The sequence below is a fragment of the Rhizobium anhuiense genome (assembly GCF_003985145.1).
Taxonomy (GTDB): domain Bacteria; phylum Pseudomonadota; class Alphaproteobacteria; order Rhizobiales; family Rhizobiaceae; genus Rhizobium; species Rhizobium anhuiense.
This window is the reverse complement of record NZ_ML133521.1, coordinates 489206-513488: the sequence shown is the minus strand read 5'-3', so window position 1 is coordinate 513488 and position 24283 is coordinate 489206. Positions and strand designations below refer to the sequence as shown.

28 protein-coding genes and 4 pseudogenes are annotated in these 24283 nt (G+C 58.5%); 15 read left to right on the top strand and 17 right to left on the bottom strand.

Annotated features, from left to right (window positions below):
* Positions 1 to 92: 92 nt before the first annotated feature.
* The 6 genes from EEQ99_RS02535 (at position 93) to EEQ99_RS02505 (ending at position 4624) form a co-directional block, all read left to right on the top strand.
* Positions 93 to 851 (top strand): SDR family oxidoreductase, encoded by a 759-nt coding sequence (locus tag EEQ99_RS02535; RefSeq protein ID WP_127429985.1) that lies wholly within the window; start codon positions 93 to 95, stop codon positions 849 to 851.
* A 497-nt stretch (positions 852 to 1348) separates the two neighbouring features.
* A complete protein-coding gene (locus EEQ99_RS02525; protein WP_210212240.1) occupies positions 1349 to 1504 on the top strand; it encodes a hypothetical protein in 156 nt (51 codons plus the stop codon).
* 144 nt (positions 1505 to 1648) lie between these two features.
* A complete protein-coding gene (locus tag EEQ99_RS02520) occupies positions 1649 to 2479 on the top strand; it encodes an alpha/beta fold hydrolase (protein WP_127429984.1) in 831 nt (276 codons plus the stop codon).
* Positions 2480 to 2512: 33 nt separating this feature from the next.
* Positions 2513 to 3232, top strand: coding sequence for a hypothetical protein (locus tag EEQ99_RS02515; RefSeq protein ID WP_127429983.1), 720 nt, complete (start codon positions 2513 to 2515; stop codon positions 3230 to 3232).
* Positions 3233 to 3278: 46 nt separating this feature from the next.
* Entirely contained in the window at positions 3279 to 3791 is a 513-nt protein-coding gene (locus EEQ99_RS02510; RefSeq protein WP_127429982.1) for a GlcG/HbpS family heme-binding protein, read from the top strand.
* A 14-nt stretch (positions 3792 to 3805) separates the two neighbouring features.
* Positions 3806 to 4624 (top strand): alpha/beta fold hydrolase, encoded by an 819-nt coding sequence (locus EEQ99_RS02505; RefSeq protein WP_244604765.1) that lies wholly within the window; start codon positions 3806 to 3808, stop codon positions 4622 to 4624.
* A 220-nt stretch (positions 4625 to 4844) separates the two neighbouring features.
* On the opposite strand, the gene EEQ99_RS02500 is transcribed toward EEQ99_RS02505, so the two are convergent.
* The gene (locus EEQ99_RS02500) at positions 4845 to 6467 is read right to left on the bottom strand and encodes a GMC family oxidoreductase (protein ID WP_127429980.1); all 1623 of its coding nucleotides are present in this window, start codon (positions 6465 to 6467) and stop codon (positions 4845 to 4847) included.
* A 183-nt stretch (positions 6468 to 6650) separates the two neighbouring features.
* Positions 6651 to 7445 (bottom strand): alpha/beta fold hydrolase, encoded by a 795-nt coding sequence (locus tag EEQ99_RS02495; protein ID WP_127429979.1) that lies wholly within the window; start codon positions 7443 to 7445, stop codon positions 6651 to 6653.
* 142 nt (positions 7446 to 7587) lie between these two features.
* On the opposite strand from EEQ99_RS02495, the gene EEQ99_RS02490 reads away from it, so the two are divergent.
* A complete protein-coding gene (locus EEQ99_RS02490; RefSeq protein ID WP_097623340.1) occupies positions 7588 to 8055 on the top strand; it encodes a MarR family winged helix-turn-helix transcriptional regulator in 468 nt (155 codons plus the stop codon).
* Between the two features lie 20 nt (positions 8056 to 8075).
* Here EEQ99_RS02490 and EEQ99_RS02485 read toward each other — a convergent pair whose 3' ends face one another.
* Both EEQ99_RS02485 and EEQ99_RS02480 read right to left on the bottom strand, forming a co-directional pair.
* Positions 8076 to 8855: an SDR family oxidoreductase gene (locus tag EEQ99_RS02485; protein WP_097623339.1), complete on the bottom strand. Its 780-nt coding sequence runs from the start codon at positions 8853 to 8855 to the stop codon at positions 8076 to 8078.
* A complete protein-coding gene (locus EEQ99_RS02480) occupies positions 8852 to 9175 on the bottom strand; it encodes a nuclear transport factor 2 family protein (protein WP_127429978.1) in 324 nt (107 codons plus the stop codon). The genes EEQ99_RS02485 and EEQ99_RS02480 overlap by 4 nt, the downstream gene beginning before the upstream one ends.
* Before the next feature lie 96 nt (positions 9176 to 9271).
* On the opposite strand from EEQ99_RS02480, the gene EEQ99_RS02475 reads away from it, so the two are divergent.
* The gene (locus EEQ99_RS02475; protein WP_127429977.1) at positions 9272 to 10177 is read left to right on the top strand and encodes a LysR family transcriptional regulator; all 906 of its coding nucleotides are present in this window, start codon (positions 9272 to 9274) and stop codon (positions 10175 to 10177) included.
* Positions 10178 to 10570: 393 nt separating this feature from the next.
* On the opposite strand, the gene EEQ99_RS02470 is transcribed toward EEQ99_RS02475, so the two are convergent.
* The 4 genes from EEQ99_RS02470 to EEQ99_RS02455 form a co-directional block, all read right to left on the bottom strand.
* A complete protein-coding gene (locus EEQ99_RS02470) occupies positions 10571 to 10849 on the bottom strand; it encodes a hypothetical protein (protein ID WP_097623337.1) in 279 nt (92 codons plus the stop codon).
* 9 nt (positions 10850 to 10858) lie between these two features.
* Positions 10859 to 11158, bottom strand: coding sequence for a DUF982 domain-containing protein (locus EEQ99_RS02465; RefSeq protein WP_097623336.1), 300 nt, complete (start codon positions 11156 to 11158; stop codon positions 10859 to 10861).
* Positions 11159 to 11233: 75 nt separating this feature from the next.
* Entirely contained in the window at positions 11234 to 11710 is a 477-nt protein-coding gene (locus EEQ99_RS02460) for an Hsp20 family protein (RefSeq protein ID WP_097623335.1), read from the bottom strand.
* Positions 11711 to 12520: 810 nt separating this feature from the next.
* On the bottom strand, positions 12521 to 13594 hold the full coding sequence (locus EEQ99_RS02455) for a PAS domain S-box protein (RefSeq protein ID WP_127429976.1): 1074 nt from the start codon (positions 13592 to 13594) through the stop codon (positions 12521 to 12523).
* A 338-nt stretch (positions 13595 to 13932) separates the two neighbouring features.
* Between EEQ99_RS02455 and EEQ99_RS35000 the strand changes: the two are divergent.
* The 4 genes and pseudogenes from EEQ99_RS35000 to EEQ99_RS02430 all read left to right on the top strand — a co-directional run.
* Positions 13933 to 14055, top strand: a pseudogene (locus tag EEQ99_RS35000) (type II toxin-antitoxin system VapC family toxin); the annotation flags it as partial.
* Positions 14056 to 14357: 302 nt separating this feature from the next.
* Entirely contained in the window at positions 14358 to 14693 is a 336-nt protein-coding gene (locus EEQ99_RS02440; RefSeq protein ID WP_127429975.1) for a helix-turn-helix domain-containing protein, read from the top strand.
* The gene (locus EEQ99_RS02435; RefSeq protein WP_127429974.1) at positions 14686 to 15933 is read left to right on the top strand and encodes a type II toxin-antitoxin system HipA family toxin; all 1248 of its coding nucleotides are present in this window, start codon (positions 14686 to 14688) and stop codon (positions 15931 to 15933) included. Before EEQ99_RS02440 ends, EEQ99_RS02435 begins: the two co-directional genes overlap by 8 nt.
* A 13-nt stretch (positions 15934 to 15946) precedes the next feature.
* Entirely contained in the window at positions 15947 to 16153 is a 207-nt protein-coding gene (locus tag EEQ99_RS02430; protein ID WP_097596206.1) for a hypothetical protein, read from the top strand.
* A 251-nt stretch (positions 16154 to 16404) separates the two neighbouring features.
* Here the strand turns inward: EEQ99_RS02430 and EEQ99_RS02425 are convergent.
* The 8 genes and pseudogenes from EEQ99_RS02425 to EEQ99_RS02395 form a co-directional block, all read right to left on the bottom strand.
* Positions 16405 to 17322, bottom strand: a pseudogene (locus EEQ99_RS02425) (KUP/HAK/KT family potassium transporter); the annotation flags it as partial.
* A gap of 10 nt (positions 17323 to 17332) precedes the next feature.
* On the bottom strand, positions 17333 to 17641 hold the full coding sequence (locus EEQ99_RS02420) for a type II toxin-antitoxin system RelB/DinJ family antitoxin (protein ID WP_127429973.1): 309 nt from the start codon (positions 17639 to 17641) through the stop codon (positions 17333 to 17335).
* Between the two features lie 384 nt (positions 17642 to 18025).
* Positions 18026 to 18211: pseudogene (locus tag EEQ99_RS34995) on the bottom strand (IS110 family transposase); the annotation flags it as partial.
* Between the two features lie 151 nt (positions 18212 to 18362).
* On the bottom strand, positions 18363 to 18953 hold the full coding sequence (locus tag EEQ99_RS02410; protein ID WP_127429972.1) for a DUF416 family protein: 591 nt from the start codon (positions 18951 to 18953) through the stop codon (positions 18363 to 18365).
* Positions 18937 to 19449 (bottom strand): NAD(P)-dependent oxidoreductase, encoded by a 513-nt coding sequence (locus EEQ99_RS35340; protein WP_280178050.1) that lies wholly within the window; start codon positions 19447 to 19449, stop codon positions 18937 to 18939. Before EEQ99_RS35340 ends, EEQ99_RS02410 begins: the two co-directional genes overlap by 17 nt.
* Positions 19434 to 20000 carry an NAD(P)-dependent oxidoreductase gene (locus EEQ99_RS35335; RefSeq protein ID WP_280178049.1) on the bottom strand — a complete coding sequence of 189 codons (567 nt, stop codon included), beginning with the start codon at positions 19998 to 20000 and terminating at the stop codon, positions 19434 to 19436. Before EEQ99_RS35335 ends, EEQ99_RS35340 begins: the two co-directional genes overlap by 16 nt.
* A 53-nt stretch (positions 20001 to 20053) precedes the next feature.
* A complete protein-coding gene (locus EEQ99_RS02400) occupies positions 20054 to 20581 on the bottom strand; it encodes a GNAT family N-acetyltransferase (RefSeq protein ID WP_097596161.1) in 528 nt (175 codons plus the stop codon).
* On the bottom strand, positions 20578 to 20856 hold the full coding sequence (locus tag EEQ99_RS02395; protein WP_097596198.1) for a type II toxin-antitoxin system TacA family antitoxin: 279 nt from the start codon (positions 20854 to 20856) through the stop codon (positions 20578 to 20580). The genes EEQ99_RS02400 and EEQ99_RS02395 overlap by 4 nt, the downstream gene beginning before the upstream one ends.
* 698 nt (positions 20857 to 21554) lie before the next feature.
* Here EEQ99_RS02395 and EEQ99_RS02380 point away from each other — a divergent pair.
* Positions 21555 to 22222 (top strand): annotated as a pseudogene (locus tag EEQ99_RS02380) (transposase); the annotation flags it as partial.
* Positions 22223 to 22540: 318 nt separating this feature from the next.
* Here EEQ99_RS02380 and EEQ99_RS02375 read toward each other — a convergent pair.
* Complete coding sequence (locus EEQ99_RS02375) at positions 22541 to 22873, bottom strand: DUF6572 domain-containing protein (RefSeq protein WP_127429971.1); 333 nt, start codon at positions 22871 to 22873, stop codon at positions 22541 to 22543.
* A 272-nt stretch (positions 22874 to 23145) separates the two neighbouring features.
* On the opposite strand from EEQ99_RS02375, the gene EEQ99_RS34990 reads away from it, so the two are divergent.
* Together EEQ99_RS34990 and EEQ99_RS34985 are read left to right on the top strand one after the other, a co-directional pair.
* On the top strand, positions 23146 to 23367 hold the full coding sequence (locus EEQ99_RS34990) for a hypothetical protein (RefSeq protein ID WP_244604749.1): 222 nt from the start codon (positions 23146 to 23148) through the stop codon (positions 23365 to 23367).
* Positions 23368 to 23401: 34 nt separating this feature from the next.
* Entirely contained in the window at positions 23402 to 23782 is a 381-nt protein-coding gene (locus EEQ99_RS34985) for an ATP-binding protein (RefSeq protein WP_244604748.1), read from the top strand.
* The last annotated feature ends 501 nt before the right edge of the window (positions 23783 to 24283 follow it).

Below are 24283 nucleotides of genomic sequence, written 5' to 3'. Positions count from 1 at the left end.
TTTATGTCATTTGAGCCGCGACAGTCAGCACGCATAGTGAACCCATCGACGGCGCCATGGCGGCACGAGATTTGAAAGAGAAGGACGATTCCATGCAGATGACCGGCAACACAATCTTCATCACCGGCGGAACCTCCGGTATTGGCCGGGCGCTCGCCGAGGCATTCCATGTGCTTGGCAACAAGGTCATCATCGCCGGCCGGCGCAAGGCTCTGCTTGATCAAGTGGCTTCTGCCAACCCCGGCATCGATGGTGTGGAGCTCGACATCTCGGACGCGGCCGACATCGACCGTATCGCAGCACAGCTGGTCCACGACTATCCCACACTGAATGTCTTGATCAACAATGCTGGCATCATGCCGTTCGACGATCCTTCCGCGACCATCGATGACAGCGTGTCGCGCCGGATTCTCGACACCAACCTGCTTGGCCCGATACGCTTGACGTCCGCGCTGATCGAGCATCTGAAGGCCCAGCCGCGCGCGACGATCATCCACAACACCTCCGTCCTTGCCTATGTGCCAATTGCGACCAACGCCGTCTATTCGGCCGCGAAGGCCGCGCTGCATTCCTACTCTCTGTCGCAGCGCTTCATGCTGAGAGATACGAGTGTCACCGTGCAGGAAATCGCGCCGCCGTGGGTCGATACCGATCTCATCAAGAAGAGCGGCGATCCTCGCGCCATGCCGCTGAATGCCTTCATCGTGGAAACCATGAAGGGTCTTGCGACCGATGCGCCGGAGGTTTTCGTCGAGGGAATCCGCGCGCTGCGTGACAATCCCGGTCTGAACGAACACGCGCTGGTCAATGGCTTTAACGCCGAGATCGCCGCAAACCCGATCCCCTTCTGAGATCTCCATCCCGTCAGTGCCAGAGCCCGCAGACGGCGGGCTCTGACGTCAAGGAGCTTGAAAGCCATGTCTGCGTCGCTCGCCCACACCTCCCACGATGGATTTGTTCGCGCGGGATTCCTTGCGCTCGGGAGCTTCGCCATCGGCACCGAGGGTTTCATGATCGCGCCGCTCTTGCCGGTCATGGCCGAGGACTTCCGCATGGCCGTACCGGCGGTAGCCCATTGGCGTTCAACACGTCAACTATGTATTTTGGTTCTCCGTGGGAATCGGGCTTGGCGCAGCCGTCCTAGGCATGGGCGTCATCTGGGATATCGGCCTACTGGCGGCCCCGGCGGAACTCGTCGCCTTCGCAGTGAATGCCGTCTTCGTCAGCAAGCGATGACTGCGATCGACAGATCGGACGCTTTCCTCCTGTCACAGCAATCGCCACATCCTCATCCCCTCGCCCACCGGCGATCATTTCGCCACGGAAACAGCTCGAAAGGAGCAATCCTATGACCCCTCGTATCGACACTCCGGCCGCCACCGCTGCGACCGGCGAAACAGCCGATGTCTTTGCCGCGACCCGCAAGTCCATCGGCATGGTTCCCAACCCCTATGCCGCCGTCGGCAGCCTCAACACCTCGGCCCTGCAGGCGATGCACAAGTGACGACTTTCGTGCTTCTCGATGTGCTGGCGGCCGTATCGCCAGGCACGTCCTGAATTGCAGTCTTTACGTCATTCTGAACAGGCCTGCCAAAACCTATCCTCTACGAACACACATCCAGCAACGGATGACGCAAAGGAACTGATCATGAGCACGACCCTCGAGACGGCCCCGACACTCCACGTTCAAGCTGGCGGCATCCGCTTCGCCTACCGCAAGCTTGGAGCAGAAAGTGGCGTTCCGCTTGTCTTCTTGCAGCATTTTACCGGAACCATGGATGCCTGGGATCCGCGCGTGGTCAATGCGCTTGCCGCCGACCGGCCTGTCATCGTGTTCAACAATGCAGGCGTGGGGACATCCACCGGCAACGTTCCCGACACCGTCGAGCAGATGTCTGCCGATGCCGAAAGCTTCATGGCGGCGCTTGGCCTGACCGAAGTCGACCTTCTTGGGTTCTCGCTCGGCGGCTTCCTCGCCCAGGTGATCGCTGCCGGTTCGGCGGTCAAGGTTCGGAAGCTCGTTGTCGCAGGTTCCGCCCCCGGAGGCGGTGAGGAACATCTCCTGCAGGTGGTTCAAGAAGCATTTTCGAAAAACGCCCGGGACGTGCGCCTTCCCCTCTTCTTTACGCCGAGCAAGGCGAGCCAAGCCGCAGGTTCCGCCTTTGTCGACCGCGCGGCCGCCCGCAGCCAAGGCCGCGACCCCGAAAGCGGTGATGCCGTGAGCAACCCGCAGGCGGCCGCGATCATCGCGTGGTGTGCAAACAAAGATGCCGACCACGCAGCCTTGAAGGCCATCCGCCAGCCCACCCTTATCGTGCATGGCAGCGACGACACGATGTTTCCGGCAGTCAACGCCTACGAGATGTTCAAGCACATGAGCAGCGGAACATTGATCATCTATCCAGACTCCGGCCACGGCGCTCTCTTCCAATACGCCGACACCTTCGTCGCGCACGTCCAGACCTTCCTTAACGCCTGAACGCTCATCCGCATCCATTCGAAGGGCCTTCTCATGAACACGCTTGCGCAGAAGATCATCGATGCCCATGGCGGCCTCGACACCTGGAAGACATTCACCGGCCTCACTGCGCATCTGAAGCAGGGCGGTGCGCTCTGGGACCTCAAGGGCCATGGCGGCAAACTCGGCGAGACCAATGTCACGGTCTGGTTGGGCGATGAATGGGCGTCCCACCATCCGTTCGGAGCCGATGGCAAGGTTACTCTGTTCCGGCCCGAGAAGGTTGAGATCAAGGACAGCTCGGGTCGGGTGCTTGAGGAACTGGAAGCCCCCCGCGCCTCATTCGCCGGCCACACGCTCGAGACGCCGTGGACGGACCCGCAGCTAGCCTACTTTGTCGGGATTGCCATGTGGACTTATCTCAATATGCCGTTCCTTCTGGCCGCTCCTGGCGTCGTTAGCGAACAGCTCTCCGACTGGAGCGAGAACGAGGAGACTTGGCAGCGTCTCAAGGTGACGTTCCCGAAGGGAATCGCAACCCACAGCACCGTCCAGACGCTTTACGTGGATGCGGACGGTCTGCTGAAACGGCACGACTACGACGTGGAAATCGCCGGCAACACGCCGGGTGCCCATTACATCGACGGCTACACGACGGTATCGGGGATCAAATTCCCAACCGAACGGCGCATTTTTCCGCGTCAGGCCGACGGGACATCGCTTCCGGAACCTCTCGTCGTGTCGATCGACCTTTCCGACATAACGCTGCGCTGAACGCCAGTCGGCGATAGCAATGCTGCCCGCCCCTAAGGAAAACGTGATGTATGTTCCTGAAGTCAGTCTGGCCGTCGCCATGGCAGCGATCATGGCCGCAGAGACCAAGGCGACCGAGATCGGCGTCCGGGTGGCCATCGTCGTGCTTGATCGCGGCGGAGAGCAGATCGCCATGGCGCGTATGGACGGCGCCTGGCCGGGGGCGTTCGATCTGGCCTTTGGCAAGGCTGAGACGGCTCGATCGTTTCATGCGTCCTCTGCCGCATTCGTCCCGATGATCCAGCCGGGCGCGGGTCTCTTTACCGTCGGGAATGCCTGCGCCGGCAAATATGTCATCCTTCCCGGCGGCCTTCCGATCGAACTGGAAGGGCACGTCGCAGGAGCGGTCGGTGTGAGTGGCGGCTCCGGGGAACAGGACGCGCTCATTGCTCGAAGCAACTGTCCTCGAGCAAGGAAAAACGTGACCACCAGACACTGGCCGCAATCACAACGGTTGTTTGTCCGCAATGACGAAGGCGACCGGATGGGGTTAGCGCATCGAAAAGGATCTCCGTTATGACGACTGAATTGCTGATGCCGAGAACTGCCTCCTTTGTTGACATCGACGGCCTTAAGATCCGATTGGTCCGGTCGCCTTCGGACACAGGTCTGCCGGTACTGATCACAGCGCCATGGCCCGAGAGTATCTATGCCTTCAATCTCGTCTGGCCTCGGATCTGCGCCTTGGGTCCCGTCACGGCGGTCGATCTTCCAGGCTTCGGCATGTCCGAGAGCAGGCCGGATCTGATGTCGCCCGAGACGATGGGTCAGTTCCTCATCCGGACGATGGATGAGCTTGGCATCGAACGCGCGCATGTCGTTGCGCCGGATGTCGGTACGCTGGCGGCGCTCTTCGCTGCGAGCAGCAATCCGGAGCGCTTTGAAAGCATCGTCGGCGGCAGCGGTGGCATCAGTCTGGAGCTTCTGGGCGAACCGTTGCGGCAAATTGTAGGATCATCAAGGGACGACTTTGCCGGCTCGGATGGCGGCGAACAGGTCTATCAGCTGGCCAAGACCATGGCGCGGGGCCCCATCCCGGAGGTCATTCTGGAGGATTACCGGGCGTCTTCCAAAGGGCAGCGCTGGAACGAGGTCGCGGATTTTGTGCGCGCCTATCGTCGCGACCTTCCCCGATTGGCGGAGTTGTTGCCGACGATAGCGACACCGACATTGGTGGTTTCAGGAAAGGACGACCCGTACGTTCCGCCATCGAACGGGCAGTTTCTAAATCATCGCATGCCGCATTGCCGCGCCGAAGTGATCGAGGCCGGTCACTTCGTCTGGGAAGATGCAGCTGAGACCTATGGGAAGCTCATCTCTGAGTGGATCACCGGAAGCTATCGGGACATCTGAACCATCCCACAAACAGAGTAACTGTTCACAAGCCGCAGCAGCCTGTCAGGGTCGTCGGCAAGGGCATTGAACGCGATGAAAGCGGCGGACTGCCATAACCGTTTTCGCACTGGGCGGGTTTCAGCTCTTGAGCCATTACGATCCGTCGCCCGTTTAACGCAAACGCCGGCGGCCCGCTTAGGCTGGCCGCCGAGCTTCACATGAATCTCTTCATGATGGACTAAGCCAGTCCTCCGCTCAAGTTCGGAAGGCTATGCGTCGCCCGAATGAGATCAGCCGCCCGCTCTCCGATGACAACGCAAGGTGCCATCGTATTTCCAGTTGTGATCCGCGGCATGATCGAGGAGTCTGCGATGCGCAGGCCATCGATGCCGTAGACCTTGAGCTCGCTGTCGACCACCGACATGCTGTCGCGTCCCATTTTGGCTGTGCAGGATTGATGCCAATAGGTCACGGCCGAACGCCGGATAAAGTCGATCATCCCCGATCGGTCGCGCCCGCCCGGAGCCGCCTCGTCTGTCACCAGTGGCGAGAAGGCATCACTGTTTCCGAGTTCGCGACACAATTCCACCGCAGCCAAGGCAGCCGCCATGTCTTCCGGCGCGCTGAGAGAATTCGGTTCGATCAGGATAGGGTCATTTATATTGGGGCCGGAGAGCCGCAGTCGACCACGGCTTTTTGGCTGGGCGAGACCGCTAAACATCGTCCAGCCATGTTGCGGTGTTTCGAGGCCCGTCTCGATCGGGGACGGCACAGCGAACTCCAACTGGCACTGAAGAATGTCCGGCTGCGCAAGCCGCGAGTCGGTTTTCCAGTAGAGTTTTGCTTCGCAGCCGCTACCACCGACGGCTTCTGGTTTTCGATATGCCCACGTGCACCCGAATGCGAGATGATCCTGATGATTGCGCCCAACGCCAGGTAAGTGTTGAACCACGGGAATGCCGTGGGCTTGCAGCTCATCTTCCGGACCTATGCCGGACTGCATCAACAATTTCGGAGTGTTGATCGCGCCTAGCGACAGTACCGTTTCGCAACGCGCCGTGAATTGATGCCGCTGAGCATCGATGAGAACCTCGACCCCCGTCACGCGCTTGCCATCGAAAATGAGGCGCGTGACCAGTACGTCGGTCAGCACAGTCAGGTTTGGGCGCGACATGAGCGGGCGGACATAGGATCCAAAGACAGACTCCCGCTTGCCATCCCGGATCCGCAGCTCAGCGATAGATGCGCCGCCCGGGCCCTCCATCATTTCACCGTTCGGGCTATCGTAGACGGGAATGCCGATAGTGGATGCCGCACTCAACAAGGCCCCCGCGATCGGTTGGGGCGCCTGCGGCTGCGCTACGTAGGCCGGTCCTCCCACGCCGCGACGCGCTGGGTCCGGAGCGCCCTGCCAATCTTCGATCCGGCGATAGTAGCCGAGGATGGACTGATAGCCCCACGCGTCATCGCCGGCTTCAGCGGCAAAGTAGTCCCAATCTCCCTTGTGTCCTCTGGCCCACACCATGACATTGATGCTCGAACCGCCACCGAGCCCTTTGCCCATGCTGAGAGGAAGACGTCGACCGTCCAGGCCAGGTGCCGGTTGTCCGACAAAACCCCAGTCCCGGACCGAGCCGAGATTGAGCGGCCACTGCGCAGGGTTTGTAACGGTCTCGGCCGCATCGTCCCCGCCTGCCTCCAGCAGCAGGACACTTGCGTTTTCATTCTCTGCCAGTCGTGCGGCAACAACGGAGCCGCTGGACCCGGCGCCGCAGACGATGAAGTCGAAAACAACATCGACCTCGCTCTGAGGAATGGGCGGATTTTCGGGTGCCTTCTTGTCATGACTATTCGGCTTCACGTGGTTACCTCCGTGAATGGATTGAGGAAAATTGCAAAAGTGTTGGGGAATCGGGCAATGGATCCTTGTCCGAGATCGTGCGGCCTTTTATGTGCTCGCTTTGCCCGACCCCGCTCGGTTCGACAGCCCTTGCTCGTCGTCATCGGGACAGTGCGGGCTGTCCCGATGAAACTGCGTCTGTCATTACTTCTTCGCTGAGACAGCCGTGGCTGCCTGAGCAATGGTATCCGCGACCACCGTCGGCTGCGTCATGAACAGGGCGTGGCTCGCTGACACCTTGGTGATCTTCGCCTTGATGCGTTCCGCCATGTGGATCAGCATGGCCTGATCGAATGCCTTATCCTCGGTAGCAATCACAGCCCAGCTGGGCTTGGTGTGCCAGGCAGCATGTTCGAGCTTCGTGCCGAACGCTGACATGTTGATCGGGACTTGCGCATCCCTCATGAACGCAACATCCGCATCGCTGACGTCATGAGCGAAACCAGCCTTGAACTTTTGCGGACTGACATATCCAAAGCCATCCTTCGTGGTCTCGATGACGAATTCCGATGCGGGAGCAAATCCTTGGTATTGTTGAGCCGTTGTCTCGCCTGCATCAGGAGAGAGAGCCGAGACGTAAACGAGGCCTGCAACCTTTGCATCAATTCCAGCTTCCGTGATGACCGTGCCGCCCCAGGAATGACCAACGAGAATGACCGGACCATCCTGCCGTTCCAGCACACGTTTGGTAGCCGCGACATCGTCTTCGAGAGATGTCAGGGGGTTCTGAACAATGCTGACGCGATATCCACGCTTGGTGAGAATGTCGTAAACACCCTTCCAGCCAGAGCCGTCGGCGAAGGCGCCGTGGACGAGCACAACGTTTTTCACGGACTGGTCTTGAGGAATGGTGTCGCCGGCGTTCGCCGGCAATGCGGCTGCGGACAGTGAGGCTGCAGCAGCAATTGCGGCTACGGTGGTCGTGGTCATGCGTGTCATGGCTGTCTCCTCGTTAATTGCGATAACTGTTATCGCGATATACATAAGCTGCCAGACTTTAGATGGCGCGTCAAGATAATTCTTATCGCGATATTTAATTTTGCTGTTGCATAGGTTATATAGAGATCCACAGGAGCTCAGAATGACCGAACGCCATAACGACCCACCCCCCCTGCACGACCAACTGTGCTACGCGATTTACACTGCCGGAATTGCAATCCAGCGCGCCTACAAACCTCTTCTCGACGAGTTGGGCCTGACGTACCCGCAGTACCTCGTGCTCAATGTGTTGTGGAGCGAAGATGGGCAGACGGTGGGTGCCATTGCCAACGCCCTTGCCCTGGAATCCAGCACGCTGACGCCGCTTCTAAAGCGCCTTGAGATATCCGGCCTGTTGCGCAGGACGAGAAACCTGAGCAACGAGCGCCAGGTGTTGATTGCTTTGACCGACGAAGGCCGGGCATTGCAGCACAAGGCTGGCTGTCTCAGCGATACCTTGCTTGCTGCCTCGACCCAGACACCGCAGGACTTGGCCGCTCTGAACCGCGACGTGCGTTATCTGCGCAACGCGATCTACTCCCAGATCGGCGGGTGGGATGCGCCGACCTGATTTGCCGTGCATGTCGGCGCCTAGGCTGTTGGCACTGTCCCTCCATCGATTGTATATTCGGTACCAGTGATCGACGCAGCGCGGTCGGAGGCGAGGAAGGCAATGAGGTTTGCGACCTCTTCCGGCTTTGCCGGCCGCCCCAGCGGAATGCCGCCCAGCCCGTCCATGATCATCTTTTTGCCTCCCTCAAGGTCAGTTCCCGCCTGCTTCGCCAGGCGCTCGGCAAGATGGACCGAAGCTTCCGTTTCGATCCAGCCTGGCGACACCCGAACGACGCGAACACCTTTTGGCGACACTTCCTTCGACATTGCCTTGCTGTAGGTGGAAAGTGCTGCCTTGGCTGCAGCGTAGGCAGTCGTCGATTCCGGAAGCGGCAGAACCCTCTGGATGGATGTCACATGCACCACCACACCGTTTCCCCGAGCGACCATGTCCGGAACCAGTTGCCGATCCAGGCGAACGGCCGGAAAGAGGTTGAGCGACAGCTCCTTATGCCAGTCGTCTTCCGACAATGCAGAAAATCCGCCTCCGGCTGCAGAAGAGCCACCCAGCATATGGACGATGACGTCGACGCCGCCATGGCGCCGCCGCGTGGCCTCTGCGACGATTGCACATCCCTCTTCGGTGGTCAGGTCGGCCTCGACGAACAATTCTTCCGGCAGGTTTTTCGGGCGGGCCCGCGCTGTCGTCAGCACCTGCGCGCCGAGTTCCCGAAACAGTCTGACGGTCGCGGCGCCTGTACCCTTGGTTCCAGCCGTAATGAGGGCACGTTTGCCCCTCAGGTTGAGAAAGTCGGTCATGAACGGATCTCCAGCCTGACGATCCTGTCGTCCTTGATGGTGAAGTCGTGGGTGAGCATCACCGGGCTACCGGGAAAGTGGCCGCTCACCCTCGCCCGGACGAGTGCCTTGTCGCCTTCAACCATGAATTCCACGGGTTCTGCACGGTATTGGGTGGCCTTCTTCGCAGCCACCCACCATCCACGGATTGCAACAATGCCATGATGACGCGCATTTTCGTCCTCGACCACCGCTTCAATTGCAAAGGTGTTCAACAGCGTATCCACGTCGCTGCGGCTGTCTGCGTCAAAGTAATTGTTCACAATATCGGGCATATCCATCCTGTTTCTCCTCATGATCTGACCCGATAGTTAGCGCTCGACCATTGCACGAATAAGTGGGATAAACCGGCATGCGATATTGAACAGATCGGGACAATGGAACAGGCCAGCCTGAAGGAACTCGAAGCGGCCGCCGCGATCGCGCGGCGCGGGACATTCCGCGCAGCCGCCATCGATCTCGGCATGTCCACGACCGCGCTGAGCCACACGATAGGCAGGCTTGAGGCGGGACTGGGTGTGCGATTGTTCAACCGCACTACGCGCAGCGTGTCGCTGACAGATGCCGGCAGGATCTTTGTGCAGCAGGTCGCGCCATCGCTCCAGGACCTCCATGCCGCTCTGGATCTGGTACGCTCGCAACGCGAGACACCTTCCGGAACGATAAGGATCAACGCCGCCCCGTTTGCCGCGCGCGCCATCATCTCACCGCTCGTGCTTGAGTTCCTGCGCCGCTATCCCGACATGAATATCGATATCGTCACCGAAGGAAAAATGGTCGATATCGTCAAGGACGGTTTCGATCTGGGTGTCAGGGTTGCAGGCCTCGTTCCCAGCGACATGATCTCCGTTTCGCTCGGCCGCCCTCAACGACACGCCGTGGTTGGTTCTCCTGAGTATTTCGAGCAGCATCGCAAGCCCGTGGTTCCTCCTGATCTTCTCAATCACAGATGCATTCGTGTTCGGTTGCCGGACGGCTCCTTGTTTAGATGGCGTTTTGAGAAGGACGGCGAGCAAGTGCAGATTGATGTGCGGGGACCGCTTGCGCTTGATGAAGCCAGCCTGACAAGGACTGCGGTGCTTGAAGGTGCCGGCGTCGGCTATATTTTTGAACAAGACATTCTTCCGGAAATCGAGGCGGGGCGCGTCATCCGTATTCTGGAAGATTGGACGCCCCCGTATCCAGGGCTTTGCCTGTATTATCCCGGGCGCCGAAACCTCTCGGCCGGAGTCAGAGCGTTCTTGGAATTAGCTCGTGAACTCTCGCGACCGGCAGCCGGGTGAACCCGTCGTCGACGGCGACGCGGTGAAATGCGATGGGCGGAACATGCGGCTTCTAGGAGAAGGCTGTCCGTTCGGGTATTGATACTGGCCGAGCGCGGCCTGAAAGCGGTGTTCAGCGGCGCGGGGACAACACACCTACGCACTTCAAGCTGTCCGTGTACTTGCTCGGCGTCTCGCTCTCGTCGCTGACCGACGAGCAGTCCAGCGCCGGGACCGAGGGGAGCCCGCAACTCGATCTCAAACTTAACAGGACCAAGGCGCCGAAAACGAAAAAGCCTGCCGCGGGGGAGGTGCGGCGAGCGCCTGGCAGGATTATTTCGGTCGGCAGGGCGTTCCCTCGAACAGGCGATCAAGCGGCTCGCCAAGAAGCAGGCCGCTTGAACGCGCAGTCCGTCAGACACCATAGCGCCGATCGAGTTCTTTCAGCGCGAACTGTACCTCATCGATCGAAATCGGCTCTGGCGTTCCCGGCACCTGCCGCAGGGCCGGCTTCGAGTCGATAGCGTAAAAGTCGGAGGCCCAGGCCGCGAGGATCGCCCGCTTATCATCGACGGAAAGAGCCGGCTCTCTCACCACATCGATTGGCCGCTGAAGCTGCATACCCTGAAGCAAGACCGCGGGTCCCATCGCCATCGCGTTGCTGGCCGCCTGCTGCAACATGTCGTACGTCATCGGACCGCCTCACTGTACGTGTGGATCCCGGTCACGCCGCAAGCGTGAGGCCGCGAACATATTGGTGTCCGGGGCCAGCAGATCGTGTTTCTCGGCGAAGGCCAAAAACAGGCCACGCGCGGTTTCTGCTTCAATCTCGCCACACAGTGCCGCACTGCAGGCTTTGAGGGCAATCGCATGCGCGCTGTCCCTGAGTGACGTCGGCCACTCGGAAAGATGCCGGTAGGCATCCATGACGTTGCGAACCTCCGCTGGGTAGCCAAGGCCAACGAGAATGGAAACAGGCCGTCTAAACATATCGGGTTTCATCGCTCTCTCCTTCCCAACCCGGAATGTTGATGGGGCGCCGACGTGGCGGCGCCCTCGTTCTGCGGTCAATGCGGGTCAAGCTGCCTTCTGCGCCTCGATCTGCGCCGGGGCGGCCGAAGGCACCAGAGCAGGCTCGGTCTGGATGGAGATCTTTCGCGGCTTCAACGCCTCCGGGATCTCGCGAACCAGATCGATCGACAGGAGACCATTGTTCAGATCCGCTCCGTTGACCCTGACATGGTCGGCGAGTTCGAACCGGTGCTCGAACGGCCGGGCGGCAATACCGCGATGCAGGTAGCCCTCGGCAGCCGCCTCCTGCTTCTTGCCGGTCACGGTCAGAAGGTTGGACTGGAAGGTGATGTCGAGATCGTCCCGGGCGAAGCCTGCCACCGCGATCGAAATCCGGTAGGTGTCGTCGCCGGTCTTGACAATGTCATAGGGCGGCCAGTCGCTGATCGACCGGGCGCGCTGGGCGTTTTCCAGAAGATTGAAAACTCGGTCGAAGCCGACGCTCGAACGGTAGAGCGGTGCATAGTCGTAAGATGTTGCCATAGCCATATCCTCCTTGAGCAACATGGATATGGAAGCGCCGAAAGCGGCGCTCCCAGCGAGGCCAGCCCTGATTCAGCAGCTGGCGGCAATCGATTTGGTTTTTGAGAATTTCGGATTCAAGAGTGGCGGCAGAAAAAAATTGCTCGTTTTCGGCTTCTGCCACCAGCTCGATCCAACTCATAAACGACTGCATTATCCTGAACTTCGCGCAAGGTGTTTTAGGATGCGTGACGCATTCGCCGTCGTCGGTCCAGCCCCGGAATTCGATCTCGACAATCAGCATCGGCTGGGCGAAGACGTGGCCGCGACGAAGCCGCAAGCAGCAGCAGCCGATGCCGCCGCGCGGCGAGCAAGACTTGGCACCAGTCGCACGCCTCTTGTCCGGCGAACCCGGATCGGCCGCTCAGTCGTATCCCCCAAGAAGCGCCTTTTCGATCGATCGGGTGTCCATCAAATGCCAAGATCAGCGCCCAGCAACGCCTCCTCGCGAATTGCGTGCGGAATGACTGTCTGCGAACGCCCATTTCATCCCTTTGTTCCTGTGACGCCGTCGGAGCCCGTGAATACAAGCCGAAGAGCTACGAAAAATCTTGAGGGGACCAACTTGACGGGCTCGATTGCCTGGAAGGACGGAAAGCCCCTGCCGCAGCTGCACCCAACCATCAGTTGGCGGTGGAGGTCGGGCGTGGTTCGATGAAGACCCATGTCAGGATCCTACCATCCCGCCTTGAACGCGTCGACGCGATCGGCGCCAACGTCCTGCAACTCGGTCCGGCCGGTTTTGACACGAGGCTGGCTGCGCTGCCTCGTTTAGTCGCTGATAACGCGGCGGGGGATGGACAGTCGAATCGAGAGTCCATCAGGCATCCACTCGCGCGAGATATCGACCCCGACGCTCTTTCCGATTATCTGCTCAAGCCGGCTTCCAAAACCGATCGAACGTGGCTCTGACGTAGGCTGTAGAGGACCACTGCTCTCCAGCCAGACGATCTCGAGGGTCTCGCCCTTCACCGCCGCTGCTATCTCCAGCTTTCCCTCTTCGACGGACAGCGCTCCATATTTCGCGGCGTTAGTCGCGAATTCATGGAACAGCAGCGCGAAGTTTGTAATTTTGGTGCCGCTGATGTCGATGTCATCTCCGATCAGCTGCCAACGATTGGCACCGTCCCGCTCATAGGGCGCGAGAATATTCGACAGAAGCTGAAAGAGGGTGGTCTCCGGAGCGCCGGTCGCCTCTTCACCGTTCAAACTCGGCAATGTCATCTCATGCGCCCGAGAGAGGGCCATCAACCTGTCCTTCATCCCCGCAGCGAGATCGGCAGTCGTCTTTGCCGTCCTTGCAGCAAGGGTGATGATGCTGCCGGTAATGGCAAACAGGTTTTTTACCCGGTGATGCATCTCGCGCATTAGAAGTTCCTGACGCTCGGCGGCGCGCTTACGCTCCGATATATCGCGGGCAATTTTCGATGCGCCGATGATCTTTCCGTTGCCATCCCGAATAGGCGAGATGGTAAGAGAAATATCGATCAGGGTACCGTCTTTACGTCGTCGTATCGTCTCGAAGTGGTCGACGCGCTCGCCGGCTTGGATGCGGGCGAGAATGGCGGGTTCCTCGTCGAGGCGATCGGGTGGAATGACGATCGTGATCGGGCTGCCGACAGCCTCGTCTGCCATATAACCGAAAAGACGCTCAGCGCCCTTGTTCCAAGTCGTGATGACTCCGCTGAGGCTCTTGCTAACGATCGCGTCGTCGGAGGATTCGACGATCGCTGCGAGGAAAGCTGCAGCATTATGTCCGTGCTGCGCAGCTTCTATGTCGGCCTCCAGCTGTCGCAAACGGAGCTGGGCCTGGGCCTCGTGTTGCTGGTGATCGGAAATCGACATTTACGCCCCGTCAATAAAACGCATTTTGAAGAAATCGAGACGGTCGCGACCGCCAATGCACCGCGACCATATTCGCTAAACACCACTAACAACAGTTAGAATAATATAAGGGTCGCAAATCCGTATGACGCCGTCCGAACGCGAGATCGCAGGCAAAATGCCTTCGCGTTGAAAAGTGCCGACCCGTTGATACCCAGCATCGAGAACACAGCCTGGAGCGTTGGCAAAGTGTCTGGCCATTACTGCGCGCCATGGAGGACGCGAAGAATACGAACCGCTGTTTCGGCAATTGCATACGCCGCGACGTACGGCGTGCCAATGACAATGATCGATCGCCACACTTGCTGGCATCAGTACTTCGCGACCGGCGCGCGGCCCTATGGACAAGAGACAAGCGCCTGAGGGCAGCGGCCGAAAAGGCGGGCGCTTGGCTATACATTTTTGTCAACAGGCCCAACTGAATGCCCAAATAGACTGCTCCTGGGGACCGGAGCAGTTTCGATCCCACGCCTTGATGAGATCAGAACCTTCGAACCCAAGCCTACTTGGCCTAAGGCGCTGATTTGCTTGAAACTCTGTGGCATAAGCCGCTATTAGGTAACATTAGCTGCTTCTGGTTCCGCATTAATGGGACCAGGATGGGCTCAACGCGCAACTTGGCGTAGGCACGACGAAGCGATCTGATCGTGCCCTGAACTTCCTCTGGAACAATTGTAAGCTTCGTGCTACATACCTAGTGCGATATGTAGTGCGAAGGTGGCAAATGCCAACACCTCATAATCCTCCGGCCGCTGTGCGGCGCGCGCTGCGCAAACTGGGTGCAGACATACATGACGCTCGCCGGCGTCGCCGCCTGCCTATGGCTGTTGTGGCCGAGCGTGCCTTTACCTCACGCTCAACGCTTCAAAAGATCGAAGCCGGGGACACCAATGTCAGCATCGGCATCTACGCAGGCGTTCTACAGGCACTCGGCTTGCTAGAGGGACTGAGCCAAGTCGCCGACATCAGTAACGACAGCGTCGGTCAGTCGCTCGCCAGTGCGCAACTCCCTAAACACGCCCACTCGAAGCGATCGCCGGGATCGTCGCGTGATGGCTGATTTCGAAGTTCATCTCGACTTACACGGCCGCACCCGTCCGATCGGGCTGGCGCGGAGTAATCGCGTGCGTGGTGCCGAGACGATCATGTTCGAGTATGACCGAGCCTGGCTTGAGGACACTGACCGCTTCTCGCTTGAGCCCGCGCTAGCCCTGACCCGGGGCGCTTTCGCGCCACCTGCCGGCCTTGCAACCTTTGGCTCCATTGGCGACTCTGCGCCCGATACCTGGGGTCGGCGCCTCATGCAACGCTCGGAGCGGCGTACGGCTGAGCGTGATGGCCGGGCCGTTCGCACACTGGCCGAAAGCGACTATCTGCTTGGCGTCGCGGACGAGACACGGCTCGGCGCGCTCCGCTTTCGCTGGGCTGGCGAGGAGCAATTCCAAGCGCCGGCCCGCGCCGGCGTCCCCGCCCTCATCGAGCTCGGCCGCCTGCTGCAGATCACCGAACGCATCCTGCGCGATGAGGAAACCGACGAAGACCTCCAACTTATCTTCGCACCTGGCTCGTCGCTTGGTGGAGCGCGGCCGAAGGCTTCTGTCATCGATCAACATGGCCATCTCTCGATCGCCAAGTTTCCTAAGGAAACCGACGATTACAGCATAGAGACATGGGAGGAGATTGCTATGCGACTGGCTGAACAAGCCGGCATAGTCACTCCCCTACACGAACTCATTGACGTCGGCGGAAAGAAGGTCATGCTCTCGCGTCGCTTCGACCGCGATTTTGGTATCCGCCTTCCATTCCTTTCCGCGATGGCGATGATGGGCGCAATGGACGGCGAGCGTGGCAGCTACCCGGAGATCGTGGACGCCCTGGCCGAGCACGGCGCACAGGGAAAAACCGATGCCCAAGCGCTCTATCGCCGCGTCGCCTTCAATGTGCTGATTTCCAACGTCGACGACCACCTGCGAAATCACGGCTTTCTGTGGCTTGGCAAAGGCGGCTGGTCGTTGTCCCCTGCCTATGACCTCAACCCGGTGCCTACAGACGTCAAAGCACGCATCCTGACGACTAACATCGACCTTGATGACGGCACCTGCTCGCTTGATCTGCTGGAAGAAGCTGCCGGATTCTTCGCGCTCACCCTCGCACAGGCACGCGCTATCATCAAGGAAGTCGCGACCTCCACCGCGACGTGGCGCGAGACCGCAAAAGCAGTCGGTGCGCGGTCGGCAGAGATCAACCGTATGGCCAGTGCGTTCGAGCACGATGATTTGCAGCGAGCGCTAGCCCTATGACGAGAAAGTGAAGATGCTCTCGCGAGCGGTCGAGCGCTGGTACCGCTACTATGAACTAGAGCACGACGATGGTGCCTCGGACGTGCTTTGCAACGCGGCGATCGCGCTCTTCAATGAAGGCTATCGTTCCGAAGGTGATATCGCGACGATGCTGATCGGGACATATGTCGGACTGGATGCGACGAAGGTCAACGCTCCAACCACAGCGACGCTTCATTGAACCGCGAGATATCAGTGATGGGAAAACCATCCAGCCATGCCAAGGCCGATAACCGCAAACTGGACTATGGCGATCACCGCAAGCGCGGCGATCGCAAGATAGAAGCGAAGGCGATCCCGGTCTGTCATCTCCCAATCCTCGGGCGGGGCGTCTACCGCAGGGCTGCGTCACGCTTCAAGTCCCGCTCTGCCGATTTCCGACGGCTAAGGATTGCCTCGAGGAAATGGTCCATATCGGGCGCTCGAGACGCATTAGATCGTCGTTTGAAGTCCGAGTTCCACGACCCGGCCGGTCGGAAGCCCAAAATAGTCCGTTGCATTGCCGGCGTTCTGAGCCAGCGTGATAAACAACCTGTCCTGCCAGAAAGGCAGGCCGCCTTTTTTGGAAGGCAGGATCGTACGGCGTGAAAGGAAGAAGGACGTCGACATGATGTCGAACTTGAGCCCGAGCTTGCGGACGAGAACGAGAGCACGGGGGATGTTCGGTGTTTCCATGTAACCGAAGGTGATAATCAGCCGGCTGAACAGCGGATTGAAGCTTTCCAGAAAGATCTTCTCATTGTCCGGGACGAAGGGTTTCGTCGCGGTCACGACGCTGAGAATGACGTTTTGCTCATGCAGCACCTTATAATGCTTGAGGCTATGCAGCAGCGCGGTTGGCGCCCCCTCGACGTCGCTGGTGAGGAAGATCGCCGTTCCTGGGACTGTCGGCGGTCTCTTCTGGGCGAGCTTGTCGATGACCGCCGCCAACCGAACCTCGTCCATCTTGGTGCGGGCCGCAAGCAGGCGACGCCCAGCCATCCAGGTCTGCATGATAAGTCCCATCGTGCAGGCGACTGCGACGGGCACCCAACCGCCGTCCGCGAATTTGGCGACGTTTGCGGCGAAAAAGCCGACGTCGATGATAAAGAGCGGTGCAATCACAGCCGCTGCGACAACGGGCTTCCAGTTCCAGCCACGCAGCATGACGGCGAAGAGAAGCACGGAAGTGATCACCATCTCGCCGGTGACGGCGATGCCGTATGCGGCGGACAGGCCGCTGGAATTGCGGAAGTATAGAACGAGCGCGACGACGAAGATGAAGAGGAAGGAATTCACTTGCGGCATGAAGATCTGACCGGAATGCGTTTCCGACGTGTGTAGGATCTGAAGCCGTGGCAGCAGGCAGACCAGGTAAGCTTCACGATTTGCGCGCACCCGCGTTAAGGCGGGCTGCCGCTCGACGTTCAGCGAAATGCGCCTCGACTTCATCATCTGAGACGTCCGGTCGAATATCGTTCAGAGCTTCAAGTACCTTGGTGCGAAACCAAGCGTCGTGGGCCTCGCTGTCTGAAAGAAGCTCCAGCGGCAGCGCACCTTCGTTGGCCGTTCGGGTGAGTAAGATACGAACCGCATCAGATACGGTCAGCCCCATATTTCCAAGCACTGCGGAGGCACGATCCCGAACATCGGCATCGATACGAGTTTGTACCAGTGCATTTGCAGCCATAGCGATCTCCACTTTTTGGCGAAATGATAATGCAAATGAATGACAAACGCCATAGTGCTTTTAGGACCGCCTGCTGGATGAATAAGCAGCACGACCTAAACTGAGCAACCGAACAGTCCCGGCATTGAGCTATGTTTTTAGATCAGAACCGGGACGGACGCGCATTGCCATGCTTTAGGCGCGAGGAACCGACCCGCCCAAACGAACGGCTGTTCATGATGATGATCGCGTATGGGTGGAGGCCGAACTCAAGGACGTCGGTGATCAAGCTCTGACGCGCGGATTGGCTACCGCATTCCCGATAGTGCGTCCGGGGCTGCTCCGATCGCCTCGAATTATTTCACCCCACAGCCGCTTCTGGGGTGAGGTTGATGCATCGGATGGAATCTCTCCCTCCCGGCCGGATTCAGCGACAGCAATCGCATTCTTTAGTTTGGCAACATCGATTACGAACACTTCTCTATAGTCTGCCACGGCTCGTCCTCCTGTGATGAGGATCGGCTCGGCCTGTCCGAGCAACCCTCGGAAGACCAGTGCAGGGCGAGCCACCTCAGCTACGAAGACGGACATACGGTCTTACTGACGAGAGACAGTTGATCACAGGGATCATAAGTGGAAAATTCCAGTTCCAAGTGGCCTAATTTGACGGGGGCACGTCAAGTTCAGATCACAAGCGGTTCAAAACCCCCGGGACTCGGCCTGATGAACTTTCAGTGGCAGGTCAAAAGAACTCTCGCTCGTCTGGTTGAATTAGTTGTTCTCTGGAAGCCGCCGCGATCACGTCGGTGACTCGTCCTTGCAAGATCAATTCGTAGTCCCTTTTCTGCCGTACCAACTCACGCTGTACAATTGGATGAGCTAAAATCTCTGGCTCTTTTAGTTCATGCGCTTGCTTGCGAGAAAGATGGATAGCCGCTTGGTCCGCCGCCTCGTAGGCGCGGCGAAGCGCCCAAGTGGCTTCTTGTGCAGTTGCGTGTAGCTTTGTTCTGATCGAATAGCACAATGATGCGAAAGCATCTTCCGCAAGGGCATCTATAACCGTCCAAACGTGATCGTCCGGCGGCATCATCTCCATAATGCTTTCTAGCGCTTCCTCCCAAATGCCGCCGTGCCCATTTTCGCCGGGGGCTTCCCAAAGTTTTTCGATACATTTTGAAACCAAGGGATATCGGTCAAGACCGTACTCTTCACAATACCAAATTACATTGCCGGTCTGGCGAGAGGCGCACGCTGTCGCTAGGACGGTTAGCTCATAGGACGGGAGTTGTCCAAGTCTCTGAAGCAACTGCTGTTCATCAAATCCTTCCATCATTTCCACCACTCCGCATATCGTGAATCTGGTACCACCAAGCTGCTCGATGCGGGCGGCACAAGCCGGACAAAAATCGCGGGAAACCGACAATCGGTACGGAGACTGTCCGGTTTTCTTGGCTTGGTCCAGAGCCGTAATTTCTGCATGCGGCCACAATGTTCGTCGGTTCGCCGCGCTCGAACGCCTCGACGTTGTCGATCAGCTGATCGACAAGCGAGTGGACCGCTTCGCGGCTAGCCCACGCCACGTGCGGCGTCAGGATGAAGTTCGGCAGGTCGAGTAGGCGCATGAGAGGATGATCGTGGGCCGGAGGCTCGGTGGTGACGACGTCGAAGCCAGCGCCGCTGATCTGTCCAGTTCTCAATGCGTGTTCCAGCGCCGCCTCGTCAAATAGACCGCCGCGCGCGGTGTTGATCAAGAGCGGCCGCCTGGCCATCTGTGCGAACTCCGCGGTCGAGATCATGTTGCGGGTCGAAGGCATCAACGGCGAGTGCAAGGTGATGATGTCGCTGACCTCGAGGACCTCCTCGAAAGGCGTATGAGCGGCCCCATTCCCTTGGTGCCCTTGTAGTCGGAAAAGAGATCCTTCATCCCGAAGGCACGGCCAATGTCCGCCACCGTGCGTCCAAGCGCACCGTCACCGATGACACCGAGCGTCGAACCGGCGAGATCGTTGATCGGGAAGTCGAAGTAGCAGAACTGGTTTGCTTCCTGCCAGCGTCCGGCCTGTACCGAGTTGCGATAGGCGAGAAGACTGCGGCGAAGCGCAAGGATTAGAGCGAAGGTATGTTCGGGAATCGTATTGACCGCGTAGTTGCGGATGTTCGAGACCGTAACTTCGCGCTGTGCGCATGCGGCGACGTCGACGACGTCGGTTCCCGTGGCCGCAACGGCGACCAACTTGAGGTTGGGAGCAGAAGCGATCGCCGGACCTCGTACAGGAGCCTTGAAGGCCGCTTCGGCCTCTTTCCTCTCTAGACGGCTGCTGGGGCTCCCGGCTTTCCAGATGGCAATTGTGGTAGAGCTAGTCCTTAAGCTGATCGCCATGATGCAACAGTTCGCTTTCGGGGAAATCAATCGTGTCCCCGCGCCTTAGGGGATCAAAGAAGACGTTTAGCCCGCAAGTCGGCCGCGAAGGTGATGAGCGGCATCACGAGAGTCAGCGGCTTGTCCTTCAGCGGTTCGGCGCCATAGGAAGCGTACCAGTTGGCGGCGCGCTCGCCTTTGGCATCGATGATCAATAGAAGTCCCCCGCCCTCTCCTGCAAGTCGTAGGCAGCGGAGCGCTGCGGCGGCTAGGAGCTGGCCTCCCAATCCCTGTCCGGAAACCGCTCGGTCGGTAGCCAATCGCGCGAGCTTGAAGCCCGGCACATCATGGCGGGCAAGACCGCGTGTCATTGCATCAGGGACAGTTGCGTGCTCGACTGCCGAAGGCGCGATTGTATAGAACCCAAGAATGCGGTCGCGCACTGCGTCGTCGATAGCACAGAAGGTCTTCGAGGCATTCTGCTCATGGCTTTGTCGAGCAAAGCGGAGCAGGAACTCGTTCATCTGAGCGTCGCCGCAATCGAAGGCCGCCCGACCGTGAGACTTGGCGATCGGTTCCTCATGCCATGCAGGTAAAGTCATAGGCTGTCCGGCAAACCGGCAATCGCCGCGCGCAGCTTGGCGTTGGGTTTGGGCGGATTTTCCAGAAGCTCAAGAATGCGAAGATGATCGCGCTCTGACACTTTGATCGTTTCGGCTTCTTCGATCACAGCTTCTGCTTCTCGCAGTGCGGATTGGGTTACGAAATTCGTCAGATCGGTATTACGAAGTGCCGCAGCGCGCACGAGCTTAGCCTTGGCCGTGGCAGGCACCCTCAAACTCATACGCTCACTGTTCTCGTTCGCTATACTCGGCATGTCAGCCTCCATCTCTCAATGAAATATAGGCGAAACTCCTCTCGGCGTCAATGGTGTGCGCCTTCAAGGCGTACACGGCGGATGGGAGCAGTTCTATATCTTCTTGGCTTGCCTCAGGGCTTGCAGAACGTTGGGATCACCTGTCAGCTGTTCAGCGATTTTCAGACCATCGCGAACGCCCTCAGGAGCAACGGGCGTCCGATTTCGCCCGTTGACGCCCAGTACGGACGCAAAGTCTGCAGATAGTCCGAGCTGTCGGCGGCCCTGAAGTAGATCAGGCTCCATGTGAGATGCTGCTTGGCAACGCCATTCTTCGTGTCGCCAGGTTGATCAGTCTGTTCGCAGCACGGCGGCTGCGACAGTCACACTCGATGGCATTGAGCTTGATTGCGAAGATTGCAGGTGGCTCGCTCTCAAATACGGAGACCGTCTCGAAGTTCGCGAGTAACGACATCCCACTGTCATATCTGAGGTTGGCACTCCCGGCGGACGACGCGTAGAGTGTGGTGGCGAAGGAGCTTACCAACGTCGACGATCCGATGGACAGCATAGCAAGGAAATAAAACGCTGAACGCAAACGACGGGTTGCTCGCCTGCAGTATGCGCTGGCAGGCGAGTGACGTGCCCCCGTCAAATTAGGCCACTTGGAACTGGAATTTTCCACTTAAGATCCCTGTTGGGCAGAAGAGGAGAATTAGATGAAGGCCTCGAAGTTTTCGGAAGCGCAGATCGCCTTTGTTGTGAAGCAGGCAGAGGACGGGACGCCGATCGGTGAGGTCTGCCGCAAGGCAGGAATTTCGGACGCGACCTTCTACAATTGGCGCAAAAAATATGCCGGTCTGATGCCGTCAGAGATGAAGCGGTTGCGGCAGCTCGAGGAGGAGAACGCCAAGCTGAAGCGGATTGTTGCCGACCTGTCGCTGGACAAGGCGATGCTTCAGGACGTGCTGTCAAAAAAGCTCTGAAGCCTGCCCGCAAGCGCAAGCTTGTCGACACGATCAAGGCAGACTGGAAGGTTTCTATCCGGCGCGCATGTTCGGTGCTGAAGATTGACCGGTCGCTTTATGTCTACAAGTCCAGGCGCGGCGAGCAGGCCGAGTTGAAGCTGAAGATCAAAGACATCTGCCAGACACGGGTGCGTTACGGTTATCGTCGCGTTCATGTCCTGCTCAAGCGCGACGGGTGGCCCGTCAATCCGAAGCGAATCTATCGTCTTTACAAGGAGATGGACCTGCAACTCCGCAACAAGGTTCCCAAGCGTCGGGTCAAGGCGAAGCTGCGAGCCGACCGGACGGAGCCGACCCATTCCAATCACGTCTGGGCGATGGATTTTCCTTTTGCCGACGACGATGTTGGCAGGCGCATAGGCGATTGCCGTGGTCTTGCCGGTCGGGCCGTGCTCGACCGTGGTCGTGCTAGTCACCCCGTCGATCGTCGTGCTGGTGATGCCCTTGTCGCCGGCGCCGTTGTAGAAACGGGTGTAAGTCACCGTCGCATTGTCATTCTCGGCCTTGGTCAGCATGCCGGCATTGTGCGACTGGCCGGTGGCAGCCGGTTCGTCATAGGTGTTCTAGCCAGCAGCGTTGCCACCGTCGCACCCGGTTCCGTCACCTCCTTGCGGATCACCCGGCTGAGGCCGTAGGGCCGAAAATACGAGGACCTTTTCGCCGACGTGTGTTTAGAACTAACTTCCGCTAAACAGTCGGTACCGGAATTTTATTCCGGCACCTTCGACGATTTGCGCAAATTGGGCATAAAAGGCTTGGGCCTGCTCGCTCAGCTGATATTTGCCTACAATGTCTATTAAAACGGCCCTGTCTTTTGCGTTCGGGTATGTTTCTAAGATCTCACCGCTCTCAACAAAGCTCAAATAGGTATTGAGCTTTTCCTGCAGTAGGAAAAGGTGCTTACGGCCGTTTTCCGTCCAATCAAGGTGATCAGTAATCGTCAGGACTACCTCACCTGTGGAGTTATCAATCCCGATAGCATCAACTACATTCGTTTGATCAACAGACATTTCACTACCTCGTTTTACGGCCTATTAATATCGACTGTTGTGGGAGGTATTTGTGTGCCTCCAGGAAATCCTGGTTTCCCCCTGCCAACAACCACTGCACCTGACTGCTGCATTTCAGGGAAAGCCGCCGCTTGATTCTTAGTCAATGGTGCTGTTGCAGACGCTTTGCATTTCTGTGCAAGCAATATTCCCGTTTGCGTCACGCCCCATCAAGTCGATACGTGTTCTGCAAGAAAGGATACGCTGTCGGCTTTACCGCAATGATGCGGTTCTTGATGGAACGCCTTCCCAAAGAAGAACGATACATCGATGGCGTTCGGCGGATGGTGCCGCACTTTCCTGAGACCGCAATTCGCGAAGTTATCGCGAACGCACTCATCCAACAGGATTTCATGGCGACCGGTGTTGGTCCCGTGGTCGAAATCTACGACAATCGCATCGAAGTCACCAACCCCCGGCAATTCCCTGATCAGCGCCGACCGCATCCTCGATGAGCGCCGCGCAAGAAACGAGAAGCTCGCTGCAACTATGCGTTCGTTCGGACTCTGCGAAGAGCGCGGAAGGGGTCTCGACAAGTCCCTAATTGAAATCGAAGCGCAGCATCTGCCCGCTCCCGACTTTATCTCGTCAGAAAATTCGATGCGTGTCGTTCTATTCGCACCGAAAAGCTTCGCTCAGATGTCAAAGGCCGAAAAGCTGCGAGCTTGCTTCTTCCATTGTGTCCTTCGCTGGCTCACCCACGACTACATGAGTAACGCCACACTTCGTGAGCGTTTTTCACTCCCGCCGGAGGAATATCAGGCCGTTTCGGCAATCATCGCTGAATCGATCAAATTCGATCGCATTGCGCCCGCAGATCCCGATCAAGGTAGGCGCAACGCGCGGTGCGTTCCATATTGGGCCGCCTAAAATCTATTGACCACAGCGACGCCTTGAAAGTATTCGAACCGTAGACCAGCCACTCGCGATAGCTACATGCTTGGCAAGCAATCGTTCTTCTATTCGCTGGCCGGAGAAGTTCCCGTCGATACATTATGCGATCTCTTTAGCCCAGAACGTGAACACTATGGCAACAAGCCTGGCACTGACTCCAAAGCTTTCGCTGTGCCAGCGATGAAGGAATTCTGGCTTTAAGGGGATGTCGACTAGTCACTAGAACCATTCCCTCGGAAACAGGAAGTCGAGCGTCGGGTAGATGTTTGCGGCGTCTGAGGCCTCATTTTTGTAGATAACTTTGGAGGAGCCCAGGCCATGCAAGTCGATGCACTTGCCGCCGTTTCCGCAGCTGCGCTTGTCGTCGAGTGCAAGTTCACCGAGCCCGCAGGACAATGTAGCCAGACGACTGCTTCTCCTCGGGCGAACGCCAATGCAACGGAAGCTATCAGGACCAAGTCAACCCGGGCAATGGCG